General features: G+C 46.1%; 13 protein-coding genes and 1 pseudogene. 5 read left to right on the forward strand and 9 right to left on the reverse strand.

Annotated elements, in window-relative coordinates; genetic code table 11:
• The first annotated feature begins 84 nt into the window (after positions 1 to 84).
• Positions 85 to 801, forward strand: a complete 717-nt coding sequence (nth, locus tag NDA03_RS17025; RefSeq protein ID WP_348238661.1) for an endonuclease III — start codon at positions 85 to 87, stop codon at positions 799 to 801.
• Positions 802 to 859: 58 nt separating this feature from the next.
• Positions 860 to 1162 (forward strand): 30S ribosomal protein S14, encoded by a 303-nt coding sequence (gene rpsN / locus NDA03_RS17030; RefSeq protein WP_348238662.1) that lies wholly within the window; start codon positions 860 to 862, stop codon positions 1160 to 1162.
• 63 nt (positions 1163 to 1225) lie between these two features.
• On the opposite strand, the gene NDA03_RS17035 is transcribed toward rpsN, so the two are convergent.
• Positions 1226 to 1555, reverse strand: coding sequence for a hypothetical protein (locus NDA03_RS17035; protein WP_348238663.1), 330 nt, complete (start codon positions 1553 to 1555; stop codon positions 1226 to 1228).
• 189 nt (positions 1556 to 1744) lie between these two features.
• On the opposite strand from NDA03_RS17035, the gene aat reads away from it, so the two are divergent.
• Positions 1745 to 2320: a leucyl/phenylalanyl-tRNA--protein transferase gene (gene aat / locus NDA03_RS17040; protein ID WP_348238664.1), complete on the forward strand. Its 576-nt coding sequence runs from the start codon at positions 1745 to 1747 to the stop codon at positions 2318 to 2320.
• A gap of 73 nt (positions 2321 to 2393) precedes the next feature.
• Positions 2394 to 3206, forward strand: coding sequence for a cyanoexosortase A (crtA, locus tag NDA03_RS17045; protein ID WP_348238665.1), 813 nt, complete (start codon positions 2394 to 2396; stop codon positions 3204 to 3206).
• A 157-nt stretch (positions 3207 to 3363) separates the two neighbouring features.
• Here the strand turns inward: crtA and NDA03_RS17050 are convergent, their stop codons facing one another.
• The 8 genes and pseudogenes from NDA03_RS17050 to kdpA all read right to left on the reverse strand — a co-directional run bounded on the left by NDA03_RS17050 (position 3364) and on the right by kdpA (position 13963).
• Complete coding sequence (locus NDA03_RS17050; RefSeq protein WP_348238698.1) at positions 3364 to 5487, reverse strand: VIT domain-containing protein; 2124 nt, start codon at positions 5485 to 5487, stop codon at positions 3364 to 3366.
• A 135-nt stretch (positions 5488 to 5622) separates the two neighbouring features.
• Positions 5623 to 6516, reverse strand: a pseudogene (locus NDA03_RS17055) (serine/threonine-protein kinase); the annotation flags it as partial.
• Between the two features lie 82 nt (positions 6517 to 6598).
• The gene (locus tag NDA03_RS17060) at positions 6599 to 7867 is read right to left on the reverse strand and encodes an anhydro-N-acetylmuramic acid kinase (protein ID WP_348238666.1); all 1269 of its coding nucleotides are present in this window, start codon (positions 7865 to 7867) and stop codon (positions 6599 to 6601) included.
• A 43-nt stretch (positions 7868 to 7910) separates the two neighbouring features.
• The gene (locus NDA03_RS17065) at positions 7911 to 9044 is read right to left on the reverse strand and encodes a sensor histidine kinase KdpD (protein ID WP_190526250.1); all 1134 of its coding nucleotides are present in this window, start codon (positions 9042 to 9044) and stop codon (positions 7911 to 7913) included.
• A 47-nt stretch (positions 9045 to 9091) separates the two neighbouring features.
• The gene (gene kdpC / locus NDA03_RS17070) at positions 9092 to 9700 is read right to left on the reverse strand and encodes a K(+)-transporting ATPase subunit C (protein WP_190526248.1); all 609 of its coding nucleotides are present in this window, start codon (positions 9698 to 9700) and stop codon (positions 9092 to 9094) included.
• A 96-nt stretch (positions 9701 to 9796) separates the two neighbouring features.
• Positions 9797 to 10060: a K(+)-transporting ATPase subunit F gene (gene kdpF, locus NDA03_RS17075; protein ID WP_348238667.1), complete on the reverse strand. Its 264-nt coding sequence runs from the start codon at positions 10058 to 10060 to the stop codon at positions 9797 to 9799.
• A 48-nt stretch (positions 10061 to 10108) separates the two neighbouring features.
• Entirely contained in the window at positions 10109 to 12211 is a 2103-nt protein-coding gene (gene kdpB / locus NDA03_RS17080) for a potassium-transporting ATPase subunit KdpB (protein ID WP_190414437.1), read from the reverse strand.
• A 60-nt stretch (positions 12212 to 12271) separates the two neighbouring features.
• The gene (kdpA, locus tag NDA03_RS17085; RefSeq protein WP_348238668.1) at positions 12272 to 13963 is read right to left on the reverse strand and encodes a potassium-transporting ATPase subunit KdpA; all 1692 of its coding nucleotides are present in this window, start codon (positions 13961 to 13963) and stop codon (positions 12272 to 12274) included.
• Positions 13964 to 14278: 315 nt separating this feature from the next.
• Here kdpA and NDA03_RS17090 point away from each other — a divergent pair, with 315 nt between their 5' ends.
• A complete protein-coding gene (locus tag NDA03_RS17090; protein WP_199304903.1) occupies positions 14279 to 15334 on the forward strand; it encodes a HAMP domain-containing sensor histidine kinase in 1056 nt (351 codons plus the stop codon).
• Positions 15335 to 15350: the final 16 nt, after the last annotated feature.

Consider the following 15350-nt stretch of genomic DNA (forward strand, 5'->3'; position numbering starts at 1 on the left):
GTTGTCTGTCGTTTTTAACAACGGATAACTGACCTGTACGGGCGCAGGGTCATGCGCCCCTACCAACTAGACAATTGACGATTTATGAACATTACCCGTACATGGTCAGTTAAGCAGCAGCGTGCTTTAGAGATTTTAATTCGCCTGAAGCGATTGTATCCAGATGCACCCTGTACGCTGAACTACGAGACGCCGGTACAGTTGTTGGTCGCAACCATTCTCTCCGCTCAATGTACCGATGAACGGGTGAATCAAGTAACCCCCGCATTATTTGCTCGGTTTCCCGACGCCCCAGCTTTGGCAAACGCTGATATTGCCGAGTTAGAAACCCTGATCCGTTCAACCGGCTTTTATCGCAATAAAGCTAAAAATATTCAAGGTGCCTGCCGCCTCATTGGGGAGAAATTTAAAGGACAGGTACCAAAACGAATGGAATTGTTGCTGGAATTACCAGGAGTAGCGCGAAAGACGGCGAATGTCGTTCTGGCTCATGCTTACGGCATCAATCAAGGCGTGACGGTGGATACTCATGTGAAGCGCCTCAGCCACCGATTGGGTTTGACAGAATATACAGACCCAGTGCGGATAGAGCGAGATTTGATGAGATTGTTGCCCCTAGAGGATTGGGAAAACTGGTCAATTCGGTTGGTCTATCATGGTCGGGCAATTTGTAAAGCCAAAAATCCGGTGTGCCATGCTTGTGTTCTTGCGGATTTGTGTCCTTCTGCCAATTTGTCGCCGTCGGATTCTGTAAATATTAACCTTGCCACATCCCCTCAAATTGTGGAAGCTTCTAATTGATACCATCCGCTAGAATGGAGAATGGTGTCTTTATTGCTGGAAAAAAGTAGGATAATTCATGGCTAAAAAGAGCATGATTGAGCGGGAGAAAAAACGCCAGAAGATGGTGGATAAGTATGCCGCTAAGCGTGAAACGTTGCAGGAAGCATTTGAGAATGCAACAACCCAACAACAGAAGCTGACGATTCATCGGCAGATACAGCAACTACCGCGCAACAGTGCCCCCACACGACTGCGGAATCGCTGCTGGGTGACTGGGCGTCCTAGAGGCGTATACCGGGATTTTGGTCTGTCTCGCAACGTTATGCGGGAATGGGCACACCAAGGCCTGTTGCCGGGAGTCGTCAAGTCTAGCTGGTAGTCTTTAGTCTTTAGTCTTTAGTCTTTAGTTGATTGCGTTTGACCAATGACTATTGACTATTGACTATTGACCGCAACAGCGGTCGATGCCAAGACTGTCTAAGAGCAATTCACTGACCGCATTCGCGATCGCAAACTCGCTATAAAAACTTCTGGAAAAATCAAACGCCTGCATCTCTGTCAGAATGGCAATCACCAGGGAACCCAGGTCGTTTTCCCCTTCCATCCGCTGGCGGACATAAATCTGGGAAGCTCGTTGGGCAATCTCTTGATTGACAGCCTCTGGAATAAACTCTTCATCGAGCCACTTGTTTAATGCGCTTTGCAGCCATTTGCCTTCCTGTTGAGGATTTTCGGCTGGTGGTAAGGTGATCGGTGGGATAGGTTGAGACATTTTCACGTATCAGCTTTTCGCTTCTCAGCTTTTAAATTTCAGACGCCGACTCAATGATTCTAAAAGTTGGGGCAGTATTTTAGATATTAAGGTGGTTCTATCTCATCAGGACATCTATGCAGCCATTTGTGGCTGTTAGAGATATACATAGATCGGATAATACGTCATTAACCCGCTTGGATTGAGTGCATGGAGTTTGATATTCCCACCATTATTCAGGGGTATGCCCAAGGCTACTTCCTGATGGCGGATGACGACAATGGCTTGGGATGGTATTCCAGCCGTCAGAGAACACTCGTTCCCCTTGATGAGCAGTTTCGCTACCCGAAGTCGCTGCGGCGTGTTCTCAACCAAGAACGCTTTACTGTTGCCGTCAATCGGGATTTCCAGGGTGTAGTGGCTGGGTGTGCGGATCGAGAAACAACGTGGATCTCCCCAGAACTACAAGAGATTTATTTGGCACTTTACGAAGAGGGCTGGGCTTATAGCTTCGAGACTTGGCAGGGAGAGAAACTGGCTGGAGGAATTTTAGGACTTGTCATCGGGGGTGCGTTTATTGGGGAATCTATGTTCTACCGGATTCCAGAGGGGTCAAAGGTGGCGATGGTGAAGTTGGTGGAAAGATTGCGATCGCGCAATTTTGCTTTCTTTGACGCCCAAATGATGAACCCCCATTTAGAGCGCTTTGGTGCTTACATCATTGACGATCCACAATATCAAGTCCTATTACGGAAAGCGTTGCAGCGTCGGTGTTCTTTAGTATAGCCGCAGCCAGCGGGTGTGTCCTACCGAGCAAAACTTTTATCGAATCATGAGCAGGCTAAAACTTGTCAAAGACTTGAAACTCTGGTTGATAGCGATCGCGGCAGGCTTAATTACGATTCATCTTACTTTGACTTGGAGGAGTGGCAATACTGAACTGCTGAGTACAAGTTTCTTATTTTGGGCTGCGGTATCATCCCTGCTTTGGCAGAAACGGGACGGATTAGAGCTGAAAAGCGACGATTTTTCTAGTATTGTTGGGTTCGCACTGATTAGTTTGGTTCTTTTTAAAAGTCTTTACCCAGGCTATGGTTTTACCCTTCACGTTACACCTTTGATTTCAATGCTGGGCTTGGGTTTAATTGCCTCTGGGGTTAAAGGATTAAAACAGTATTGGCGGGAATTGCTGCTACTGGCTTTTTTCGTCTTAAATCAAGAATTAATATTGAAATTTTTTAATGTATCTTTATTAACCGCTAAATTTACATTTATTTTTCTTTGGTTTTTAGGATTCCCCGTTGTGCAGCGAGGGGAGATTTTAAGTTTGCCAACCGGGTCTGTACAAATTGGCGGAGCTTGTGCAGGTGTAGGTACTATCCTTCAGCTATTGGGATTAGCTTTAGTTGTTTTACTCATTTTTCCAACTAAATTGAAGGAAAAGATTTTATTACCATTCGTTGCTGTCATCGTAGCCTTTACGCTAAATGGGATAAGGGTGGCTTTGATGACGGTTTTGGCAGGGTTATCAAACAAAGAAGCTTTTGAATATTGGCATCTTGGTGATGGTTCTGTAATCTTTTCTATGATTTCTGTATTTATTTTTGGATTAATTTGTCGATTTTGGCTGTTAAAATCAGGCAGCAAAAATGAGAATTCCGTAGAATTTTAATTGCACCTAAAGCGCTCTTAAAGGATGCGTGAAAGCAAGCTCCCCGACAACTTTTATGAAGTCGGGGAGCGGAAAGTTTGGAAGCTCACAATTAAAACAGGATTGCTATATTTTTGACTGATGAAGCTTAATATAGCGGTAAAAAAGTGGACTGGGATTAGTTTCCAGGCGGAGTGCTTTTCAAACCCTTCAACCGCTTCCAGGCAAAGTACATTCCCAGCAAGAGAACAGCCAAGATGTTGCCTAAGATTTGGCTGGGTTCGGGCACTGGATCGGGATCTAACGATTGGCTGGATGGCTGTGCTGAGCTAGATAGTGGCACGCTGTTCGCTGCTGACGGTGCTGACGGCATTTTGCTGGCAGTAGGTTTGCTAGCTACTAACGCTTTACTCGGTGGTGGCGCTTGGCTGACTGGCGGCACGTTACCGTTTTGACTAGACCTTGCTTCGGCGTTCATACCCTCTGGCGTTTCTACTGGCACTTGCACCTGCTGAGTTTTCTTGGAATCGACTCGCACTTCTTCCGTGACAGCGACAAAAGAGGTGTATTGCGACAACAAGCGATAAGCTAGCGCGGTATCTGTAACAGCTTTGACATTATTTGAGGTTGCTCCGCCATACATTTCATTCATCAAATCTTTAATCCGGGCGCGTCCCCAAAGTTGAGCGATCGCGCTATTGCCACCGCCGTCAAATTCAATCGGTAACTTCTTCTCATAGCGTTTGCCACCCGCGGCGATTCCAGTAATTCGCAAAGTTCCCTTAGCGCGATCGCCTTTGCGTCCAAACAACACCAAAGGCTGATTGGCAAACAAATCAGGGGGTTTGATCGGATAGATTTGCGGTGCTTTTCCAGCCCCTTCCCAGCTAACTTCAATATTCGTTAGTACGGGATTATTGATTTTTTGGGAGAACTTTTCGACAACTTTTTGAGCGGGTTCGTTAGGGGGAACGACTTCGGAAGTCCCCCGCCCCTCCTCTGCCAGACGGTCGATCAAGAAGCGGTTCACTGAAGAACCAACACCGAAGCTATAAAGCCGATTTCCAGGCTTCAGCCGCTTTTTAATTTCTGCGATCGCTTGCTGGTCTTGATCGATCAAACCGTCAGTAATCAAGACAATACTCCGCAGGCGTCCTTCTGGCGCGGCGGGGAAATTCAACACAGTTTGAATGCCATTAAATAACTCGGTGCCACCGTTAGCATCTAGGCGATTGATATAATTTAGGGCTTTCTCACGGTTTTGCGGCGTATTCGGTAAAGGTATAGGAGATAGCTGCGTCGCGCTATCGGAAAAATCAACAACATTAAAGGTATCGCCGGGGTTGAGTCCATTGATAAACCGGCGCATCAGTTCCTTTGATTGCTCAATTGGCGGTCCACTTTGAGAGCCAGAAGTATCCATGAGAAATACCACATCTTTGGGTACAATCTCATTACTTTGATATTCCACGGCTGGAATTAAATAGGTGGCAAAGTGACCGCCGCGTTCATCCGCCTCTGATAATACTGTGGACTGGGTTTGGGCACTCGATACCTGATAACGTAAAATCAGGTCTTTATTCGGAATTGCGTTTTCCTTGCTCAATTCAACCCGCATGATGCGACCATCTTGAGTGGTACGGATTTGATGAGAAGGCGATCGCACTTCTTTGACTGGCACCCCGGCTTCTATTTCTACTGTTACGCCAATATCTTGCCCAGAACGGCTTCCGGCTGGTAAAGTCGGCGGATTTATCTGCGAAGTGTCGGTAAGGTTTGTATTGCCTTGATTATTCGTTGAATTTCCTGAGCTGTAACGTGGTCCTACCACCATTGGGAAGACAAATTCATAGTTACCTTTTTCAAACTTCAGGCTTTCACTGTAGCGAATTGTGACATCGATTTTTTCGCCTGGTTTGATGTTAGCCAAGGACTGAGTAAAAATATTGTCTCGTTCTTGGTCTAATAATGCAGCAGTTTTTCCTTCTTGTTTGGCTTGTTCGTAAATTTGCTTTGCTTCTTCGCGTTTTTTGATGACGCCTCGGATGATGCGATTGCCTACTTTTATTTCCATGTCATCCACTGCCGCTTCATCGGGCAGTGGAAACTTATAGACAGCTTCTAAGGGATTGTTAAAGGGATTTTCAAAGGTCTGCGTTACCTCCACCCGCGACACATTCCCTGTGACTTTCGCCACAACTTCCGTATGTTTCAACGGAAACACTCGCTCCTGTCCATCCACAATCGCGAATAAGCTGCCTTCCGTCAGAGATGCTTGCCTCTCAATTTCCTGAGTCACCATCTCTACCACAGGCGAAGCTAAGTACCGCACTCCCGCATATCCAAACAATAGGAAGGCACCGGCTATCAGCCATTTTTTCTTAGAATTACGTTTAGTAGTTGGGAGCGATCGCCCATTCAAATCTTGCAACACTTCATCTGCTGATTGATAGCGCCGCTTCGTACCCGTTTGCAGCATTTTGTCGAGAATGCTGCCTAACTGTTTACTTACTGGTGTCTTTAGAAAATGTCGCCAAACCCAGGTATCTTCACTCGTATCGCTCAGATCGAAAGGAGGAATTTGAGTGAGCAAATGGATACAAGTAACACCCAAACTATACACATCGCTGGCAAAAATCGCTTTCCCTTTTACTTGTTCGGGAGCCGTATACGCAGCAGAACCGATGACCGTTCCGGTTCTGCCTAGCATCGTCTCAGTCGCATACTTTGCTGCGCCAAAATCGACTAACACGAGTTTGCCATCTCGACGGTTGCGGATGATATTTTCGGGTTTAATATCCCGGTGAATCATCTGTTGACTGTGGACAAATTGCAACACTGGCAGCAAACTTTGCAGGAGTTGCCGAATTTCTACTTCTTTAAACGGCCCTTTTTTGGTTAATTCTTGAGCTAAGTTTTCTCCATCGATAAACTGTTGCACTAAATACTGATGGTCATCTTGCTCAAAATATGCCAGCAGTTCGGGAATTTGATGATGTTTCCCAACAACCTCTAAGCGAGTTGCCTCTTGACGGAATAACTCTGCTGCTTTTTGGCGATTATTAGTTCCTTGTTGTTGAGGAAAAAACTGTTTAATCACACAGCGCGGTTCCGATGGCTGGGATATATCCACAGCCAGGAAAGTTCTCCCCATACCTCCTTGACCAATCGGTTTAATCGCACGATAGCGATCGCTCAGCAGTAATTGCGATCCGCAACTTTCGCAGATTGCGGCATTTCCAGGATTTTCTGGCTGCTTACAATTAGGATTCAGGCAATAACACCGACGTCGATCGTGAGCTGTGCTTTTTTGAGGCGGGAAGGTCGTCATAGCAGCCCTTTTTCAAAACCGTTCACGCCATTCTAGCCATTTCATTTCTAAAATTAATATGAAGAATCGGCTAGAAACGCTCTCAGCGCAAGGTTTTGAGCTTTGTAGGAAGATAAACTTCTCCAAGTAGTACGGCAGAAGTTGCGCCGGTAACTTGGGGAAGATTGCCAGGGATGCCTAACTGACGCCAATATGCCAAAACAGCGAAAGCGATCGCTTCTTTGAAATCAGCATTCACACCCGCCTCATCCGTTGTCAACACTGGCACGGGTTGTAAAGTCGCTTGTAGGCGCTGTTTTAAATAGAGATTGCGACTGCCACCGCCACACAATAACACCTCGTCAGGCATCTGCGGCAGGAAAGTGCGGTAGCTATGAACAATTGACGCAGCAGTGAGTTCAGTCAGCGTTGCCAGCAGATCAGCGCTACTCAGCTCATAAGCAGAGGCATCTGCGATACACTGCCGGAGATAGGTGTAGCTAAATAGCTCTCGACCCGTTGATTTGGGCGGTTGCTGCTGGAAGTAGTCCTGCTGGAGCCATTGCTCTACTAAATCGTTGCAGATTGTGCCTGCTGCGGCCCATGCTCCATCTTGATCGTAGGTTTTGGCTCCATTCGTTAAATATTGCACCGCCAGGTCTAGAAGCGCATTCCCCGGCCCCGTGTCCCAGCCTCGAATATTTTCTAGCCAGCTGCCCCGACGCGCCGGTAGGTAAGTGACATTCCCGATACCGCCAATATTTTGGACACATCGGTACTTGTCAGGGTGGCTCAATAAATAAGCATCTACTGCTGGCACCATAGGCGCACCTTGTCCACCGGCGGCAATATCCGCCGCCCGGAAATTACTTACTGTGGGAATGCCCGTCAGGTGGGCAATCAAGGCACCCCGACCTAATTGCAGGCTGTAACCTAAAGGAGTGCTGAGGACGGATGACTGAGGACTGAGTGAAGGGTCGAGGACTGAGGACTGAGGACTGAGTGAAGGATTGAGGATAAAAGATGAAGTCTCTTCTTTTCCCTGTCTCCCCTGCTCTGTGGGCGGGCGATGAAAAACAGTTTGTCCGTGAGAGCCAATTAACTCGGCTGGGGGGTTGCCATTTTGAATGTTTTGGGCTGCTTGAGCGAAGGTGGAAGCGATCGCATCATCTAATTGGGCAAATTCTTCCATTGACAAGGATGACCCGCCACAAACTTCTAGAATTTGCTTTGAGAGCGCATCTGGATAAGGATAGGTGGCTCCTGCTAGCAGAGTCACTTTTATATCTAAGTCTTTACCAGAAATTTCTACTAAAGCGGCGTCAATACCATCTACCGACGTGCCGCTTATCAAACCAATTACGCGCATCATTTTAGTAATTAAAAATTAACCCTGAAAACTTAATTAGTTGTATTTATTGCTTAGATGAGGTTTGTTCAGCTGCAATGATGTGCAAATCGATATTTTTGAGATAGCGCATCAACTTCTGGACAAAAGACCCCTTCCAGAATAACTCCCAACGAGATTTTTGAGAATGCCCAAGCACCACTTGAGTAATCCGATACTGTTGAGCAACAGAGGCAATCGCCTGCGGTACGTCAAGATTAGTTACTCTTAAAAATTCCCCGCCAAATTCCAAAGTTAGCTTCTCGCAAGTTTCAATATATAAACTTTCTTCCTTAGTCAAAAAGCGTTCCGGATGGGACACAAACACCGCATACAGGCGACCCCTCATATAATCAGCAATTCGCGCCCCGCGTCGCAACAGTTGTACCGAATTTGGATAAGTCGAAATACACACCAGCACCCGTTCGTGAACTGAGCAAAATCCATCACTGGGTGTAGAAGTAATCGCGTCCTCTTCAACGTTGTCCGCCACCTCGCGTAGTGCCAGCTCTCGCAACGCTACTAAATGACGCCGTTGAAAGAAATTTTGTAGCGCCCGATCTATCTTATCCGGCGCGTAGATTTTTCCCTCCACTAGCCTTTCTTCCAAAGTTTCCGGCGTAACGTCAATCACCACTACTTGCGTTGCTTCATCCAACAACCGATCTGGAATGCGTTCTCGTACCACAACGCCAGTAATTCGCGCCACCAAATCATTGAGACTTTCTAGATGCTGGATATTTACCGTAGAATTGACATCAATTCCCGCATCCAAAATTACCTCAACATCTTGGTAGCGCTTTTCCCGTACGGAACCGGGGACATTTGTATGCGCCAGTTCATCTACTAACACCAACTGCGGCTGACGCTCCAAAATGGTATCTGTATCCATTTCTGTCAGAGTCATCCCGCCTCTAATAATTGTTTTACGGGGTATTATCTCCAGCCCCTGAGCTTTTTGAGCCGTCTCCTTTCGCCCGTGGGTTTCCAGCAACCCGATAACAACATCAATCCCTTCCTGTTTAAGTTGGTGGGCTTCTTCCAGCATCCGGTAAGTTTTGCCGACACCGGGAGCCATGCCAATGTATATTTTGTGGTTGCCTCGTCGGGCGGGACGAATGTTAGAATTCAGCGCTCCTGAAAACTCACTTTTAGGAATCATAATTGTTAGATGTTAATTGTTCATTGTTCATTGCCTTTCACGATGAACTATAAATTACTGGCAGATTGTAAATTATCTAACGCTAAATTCAACTTGAGGACATTCACCCCAGGTTCTCCGAAAATCCCCAAAAATCTACCATCAGTGTATTTGGGAATTAATGCTTGAACTCGATCTGCTGATAAAGAGCGAGCCGCCGCCACCCTTGCGGCTTGGTTATAGGCAGTTTCTACGCTGATATGAGGATCTAAGCTAGAGCCAGAGGTGTAAACTATATCGGCTGTGGGCTGGATACCAGACGCTTTCAATTGTTGGGTTGTCGCTTCTACTCGCTTGAGTAAATCTGGATTGGTAGGAGCAAGGTTGCTGGCACCAGATACACCAGTGATTTGACTTATATTCTTTGGATCGCGTTCTGCGGCTGTAAAGCTGCTGTAGTTCGTCGTGCTAGGACGACTTGTGAAATATTGAGGAGAAGAGAAGGGTTGACCTATTAAGGCAGAGCCATAGACTCGTCCTTGATTTTCGATGATGCTGCCATTTGCCTGATAGGAAAACAAAACTTGCCCAACTATTATCGTGAACAAGGGATAAATGATTGCTGTTAGTATCCAGAGAACTAAGGCGACTCGAATTGCTTTAATAGTTTCTCGCATAAAAGACCTAAAAAATGGGAGTTTTGTAGGAGCCGGGATACCCTGCCCTTGCAGAGCTTTGAGTTTTATTGAAAATTCAAACCTCAAAAATGTTTTTTAGAAGCGTTCCGGTTGGAAAATAACCACAAACAGGTAAATCGACAAGGTTATCGTTAGTAGACCGAGTGCCATCAACCAGAAAGTTTGTCCTGAAGAAAGAGTTCCTCCGGTTGCGGCTTGCACAGCTGGCGTTATCAGCAGATTCAAGCACAACAGAATAAATAGTTGCCGCAGCAAAGGTTGCTTGCGCCATTGCGCCTTCAACAAATCAATACTCTGAACCATTTCCACCGATATTTCACTCAAATTAAATCGCTTCATAAATTTCCGAGTTCGCGCCTTCTCTTTGTGTCCTAGAGCAGTTCGTTTTTAAGCCAAACCCACAGCAGCAATCAAAACATCAATCACTTTAATTGCAATAAACGGCGCAATTACTCCACCCAACCCATAAATTAGGATATTTCGTTGCAGTAATTGATTAGCTGTGAGTGGTCTGAATTTAACTCCAGTCAGTGCCAAAGGAATCAAAGCGGGAATAATCAAAGCGTTGTAAATCAGAGCTGATAAAACCGCCGATTTGGCACTCGCTAATCCCATAAGATTGAGACTATTAATTCCAGATGGAGCAAATATCGCCGGGATAATCGCGAAGTATTTGGCAATATCATTAGAAAGGGAAAAAGTGGTCAGCGCCCCGCGAGTAATTAACAGTTGTTTGCCGATTGTCACTAAGTCGATTAACTTGGTGGGGTCAGAATCCAAATCCACCATATTCGCCGCTTCTTTCGCCGCCTGAGTGCCAGAGTTCATCGCTACGCCCACATTAGCCTGAGCTAAGGCTGGGGCGTCGTTGGTGCCATCGCCAGTCATGGCAACCAATTTACCCGCAGCTTGTTCGCGCTGAATGACGGCGATTTTGTCTTCTGGCGTAGCTTCGGCGATGAAGTCATCGACTCCGGCTTCTTGGGCGATAACGGAAGCGGTGATTCGGTTGTCGCCAGTTAACATCACGGTGCGAACGCCCATCCGCCGCAGTTGGTCAAAGCGATCGCGTATACCTGGTTTGATGATATCTTTCAGGTAAATGATGCCGTAGATGTCGCTTCCTTGACAAACTGCTAGAGGTGTGCCACCGAGTCGGGAAACTTTTTCGTAGGCTGCATCGAGGTCTGGTGCCAGATTACCGCCACGGGAACGCACAAATCCTTTGATCGCATCTACTGCACCCTTACGGACTTCAGAACCATCGGGCAAATCCGTACCGCTCATGCGCGTTTTAGCAGAAAATTCGATTGCCTCAGCTGCATTGCGGTCAAAATCCACTGTTGACCCTAACTTCTCTGCGAGTCTGACAATTGACTTGCCTTCTGGCGTCTCATCAAATACGCTGGCAGCCAGAGCAACTTTCGCAATCTCATCCATCGAATGACCGTTAACTGGGATGAATTCCTCGGCTAAACGGTTTCCTAGGGTAATCGTGCCCGTTTTGTCCAAAATCAGGGTATTGACATCGCCACAGGCTTCTACGGCTCGTCCAGATGTTGCTACTACGTTAAACTGGGCGACTCTGTCCATCCCGGCAATCCCAATCGCACTCAGCAAGCCGCCAATCGTGGTCGGAATCAACGCCACTAACAGAGCAATCAGCGTAGCTACGCCTATCGGGTTATTTACGTAGTTGCCGTATGATGGCAGCGTTGCTACGACAATCAGAAACACCTGAGTCAGAACTGCCAGCAATACCGTCAAGGCAATTTCGTTGGGTGTTTTGCTACGTTCTGCGCCTTCCACTAAAGCAATCATCCGGTCTAAAAACCCCTTACCTGGGTCTGATGTTACTCGCAGAGTTAGTTCATCGGAGATAATCTTCGTGCCGCCTGTAACAGAACTCGCCATATCTGAGCCTGGTTCTTTCAACACTGGCGCAGATTCCCCAGTAATTGCCGATTCATCGACGGAGGCGACACCAGCAATTACTTCCCCGTCTGCGGGGATGATATCACCAGCAATCACTTTAATGCGATCGCCTTGCCTTAAATTAGTTGAAGAGACTTCCTCAATTGAGCCATCGGGCAATAATTTCCGAGCAGTTGTGTCGGATTTTGTTGCCCGCATCGAGTCAGCTTGTGCCTTACCGCGTCCTTCTGCCACCGCTTCCGCAAAATTAGCAAATAGCAGGGTAAATAGCAGAATTACGGTAATTAGACCATTAAATAGCCGCTGGTTTTCGCCCGGTACTGTGCCAAACAAATTTGGGTCAATTGTTACCAGTGCAGTGATGATGGTACCAACCCACACTAGAAACATGACTGGATTTTTCAGCATCATTCGTGGGTTGAGCTTGACAAAAGCATCCCGGAAGGCTCTCTGATAAAGCCCTTTGGTATTTACCTTGGAGGTATGTTTGCGCGAAGAACGTGGTTGGCGTGGTTGGCGAATCTGTTGAGGCGAAGTCGAATTTTCAGATGTCATAAGTAGTCAGGGAGAAACTAACCGCAAAGAACGCACACAGAGGAGGAAAGTAAGGTTTATTTATCCTCCTTTAGCAATTTGGAAGGCTTCGGCTATCGGACCAAGTGCTAAAACTGGGAAGAAGGTTAACGCGCCTAAAATCAAGATGATTCCCGCGGTGACGGCGGTAAATAGAAGCGTATCGGTGCGGAGGGTTCCGGTAGTTTCGGGTACTGGTTGTTTGTGAGCCATGCTGTCAGCTAACAGCAGCATGGCGATAATCGGGATATAGCGACCGAGTAAGAGGCTGAAACAGGTACTCAAGTTCCACCACAGGGTAGTGTCGCCCAATCCTTCAAAGCCCGATCCGTTGTTGGCGGCGGCTGAAGTGTACTCGTAGACGACTTGGGAGATGCCGTGAAAGCCGGGATTGCTGATTCCAGCGAGGGTGTTGGGAAAGGCGAGAGCGATCGCTGAGGGAATTAATACTGCTATCGGATGGATGAGTAGCACGACGCTGGCAAGAACGATTTCTTTTTTCTCAACTTTTCGTCCCAAAAATTCTGGGGTTCTTCCCACCATCAAGCCGGTCAGAAATACGGTCAAAATCAGGTAGATGAACAAGTAAGCTGTTCCAGTTCCCTGACCGCCCCATACAATCTGAAGGAACATATTAAACAGGGTGGAAAAACCTCCGAGAGGCATTAGGGAATCGTGCATCCCGTTGACAGCACCGCACATAGTTCCTGTTGTCGTAATTGCCCAAAGTGCTGTCTGTGCCCAACCAAATCTAACTTCTTTGCCTTCTAAGTTAGGAATAGGTTGCTGTCCTCCTAGGAGATTATTAACTAGAGGATTTCCTTGATATTCGCCAATGGCGGTAATGATAGTCAGAATGGTAAAGATAATAAATACCATCCCAAACAGCAGCCATCCCTGTTTTTTGTTATTAGCAAAGATGCCGTAGGTTATAATCAGCGACGCTGGAATGCAAACCATCGCAATTATTTCTAGCAGATTGGAGAAACCATTTGGATTTTCAAATGGATGGGCGGAGTTAATGGCAAAAAATCCGCCGCCATTTTCTCCTAACTGTTTGATACTTTCAAAATGGGCTACAGGACCACGGGCAATGATTTGTATTCCATTTTCTAACGTCGTAGCTGTCTGCGGCCCAGCTAAGGTTTCTGGAACGCCTAGAATGATTAACAATAGCGCTCCTAAGATGGACAGAGGTAGCAATATCCGGGTAATGGATTGAATTAAATCAACGTAAAAGTTACCTAACGAGTTGCCAGTTAAGCCGCGAATAAAGGCGATTGCCACAGCTAATCCGGTCGCGGCTGAGGTAAACATTAGATAACCCAGTGCTAACATCTGACTGGCATAGCTGAAGGTAGTTTCGCCAGAATAATGCTGCTGGTCTGTATTGGTCAAAAATGAGATTGTTGTATGGAGTGCTAAATCCCAACTAGGGGCATTTAATCCGGTAGGATTTAGGGGCAGGAATTGCTGTAGTATGAGAATTAGATAAACTAATACACCCATGACCAAGTTGGTGTAAAGCAAGGCACGGGCATACTGCCAACTCGTCTGATTCTCTTTGTTTCGCACGCCCGCTAGTGCATAGATAGTTTTTTCTATTGGTACCATTATTGGGTCAAGAAAGGTTTTCTCTCCTTTAAATACACCAGCTATGTAACTACCCAAAAACTTACTGATTGCCACCACAATCAGTAAGTTTATAACAATTTGAAATAAGCCTTGCCACATAAATTAAACCTAATTTAATCGAAGCTATACAATTTTTTCGCAGATAAATCAGACAAATAAATCTTTAATTTGCCCGACTATCATCCTAATACGTAGGAGGGAAATACCACAATTAGATTAGATATATAACCTAGATATATATGTATTAATACACCTTCTATACCTGCAAGTATAGATTCAGGTTTATCGCTAAAGTGAGGATATAGTATATGTCATGTGGTGCCATTCATCAGTTGGAAAATACATCTGATGAGGAGGTTACGCACCTTGGTAGCTATCAAAGCAAATCTTGTGACTAAAAATCAGCACTCAACTATGCATTTGCTAATTGTAGGGGCATTTACTGTCTTGATTATACTGGAGTTTTCCACACCTCCATCCTATGTATTTGGCTACCTCTATATCGGACCAATTTTACTAACGAATTCACGCTTGAGCCAACCTGCAACGCTTATACTCACCCTTTCTGCTGCTAGTCTAACTATCTTAAATTTGTTTTCTCCTGCTCTTGAACCGATCCAACCGTCAACAGTGGCAAACCGATTGATTGCAGTGATGGCGTTGGCGGTAACTTGCTGGTTGCTGCGTCGAAATCAGCATTATGAAGAGGCGATTCAGAGACAACAGGCGCAATTGCGATCGCAACAACAACTGGCAAGTATTCGTGAAGATTTTGCCTCTACTTTGACACACGATCTCAAAACTCCATTGCTAGGCGCGATTGAAACGATTAAATCTTTCCAATTAGGACACTTCGGTGATTGTACGCTTCAGCAACAAACAGTTTTGGCGATGATGGTTCGTTCTCACACTTCGACATTACATCTGGTGGAGACGCTGCTGGATGTATATCGTAACGATACCAAAGGACTAAAACTGGTGAGATCGCCCGTAAATCTAGTTACCTTGGCTACTGAAGCGATCGCTACATTGACAGATTTAGCTTCTTCGCGTCGGGTGTATATTACTCTCCGTCATGGTTCAACCGATTTTTACCGCTTTTTGTGGGTGAATGGAGATGCCTTGCAATTACAGCGAGTCTTCATAAATTTACTCACTAATGGCATTAATCATTCCCCGCGTGGCGGTAAGGTAGAAGTCATACTGGAGTACCATGCTAATTATCAAATTGTGAAAATTATCGATAATGGGCAGGGCATCACCGAAGAAGAGTTACCCTACCTATTTGAGCGATTTTATCAAGGACATAGCGATCGCGTTGCCACAGGATCGGGACTGGGTTTATATTTGACTCGTCAGATTATTGAAGCGCACGGCGGTACAATTTGGGGAGAAAACCAGAAACCACGCGGGGCAATGTTTGGCTTCCGATTGCCTCCCCACTTAGTGGAAATTGAAAATAAAAAATGATAAATTACCTTTTTTC

Origin of the sequence: Trichocoleus sp. Lan (genome assembly GCF_039961855.1) — a bacterium.
Taxonomy (GTDB): Bacteria; Cyanobacteriota; Cyanobacteriia; order Cyanobacteriales; family FACHB-T130; genus FACHB-T130.

Excerpts from the sequence above, each read along its gene's own strand:
- rpsN (WP_348238662.1), top strand. The coding sequence starts at position 860 with ATGGCTAAAAAGAGCATGATTGAGCGGGAGAAAAAACGCCAGAAGATG.
- NDA03_RS17065 (WP_190526250.1), bottom strand. The coding sequence starts at position 9,044 with ATGATTCCTAAAAGTGAGTTTTCAGGAGCGCTGAATTCTAACATTCGT.
- kdpB (WP_190414437.1), bottom strand. The coding sequence starts at position 12,211 with ATGACATCTGAAAATTCGACTTCGCCTCAACAGATTCGCCAACCACGC.
- NDA03_RS17060 (WP_348238666.1), bottom strand. The coding sequence starts at position 7,867 with ATGATGCGCGTAATTGGTTTGATAAGCGGCACGTCGGTAGATGGTATT.
- nth (WP_348238661.1), top strand. The coding sequence starts at position 85 with ATGAACATTACCCGTACATGGTCAGTTAAGCAGCAGCGTGCTTTAGAG.
- NDA03_RS17090 (WP_199304903.1), top strand. The coding sequence starts at position 14,279 with ATGCATTTGCTAATTGTAGGGGCATTTACTGTCTTGATTATACTGGAG.
- kdpA (WP_348238668.1), bottom strand. The coding sequence starts at position 13,963 with ATGTGGCAAGGCTTATTTCAAATTGTTATAAACTTACTGATTGTGGTG.
- NDA03_RS17035 (WP_348238663.1), bottom strand. The coding sequence starts at position 1,555 with ATGTCTCAACCTATCCCACCGATCACCTTACCACCAGCCGAAAATCCT.
- aat (WP_348238664.1), top strand. The coding sequence starts at position 1,745 with ATGGAGTTTGATATTCCCACCATTATTCAGGGGTATGCCCAAGGCTAC.
- kdpF (WP_348238667.1), bottom strand. The coding sequence starts at position 10,060 with ATGAAGCGATTTAATTTGAGTGAAATATCGGTGGAAATGGTTCAGAGT.
- NDA03_RS17050 (WP_348238698.1), bottom strand. The coding sequence starts at position 5,487 with ATGGTGACTCAGGAAATTGAGAGGCAAGCATCTCTGACGGAAGGCAGC.
- kdpC (WP_190526248.1), bottom strand. The coding sequence starts at position 9,700 with ATGCGAGAAACTATTAAAGCAATTCGAGTCGCCTTAGTTCTCTGGATA.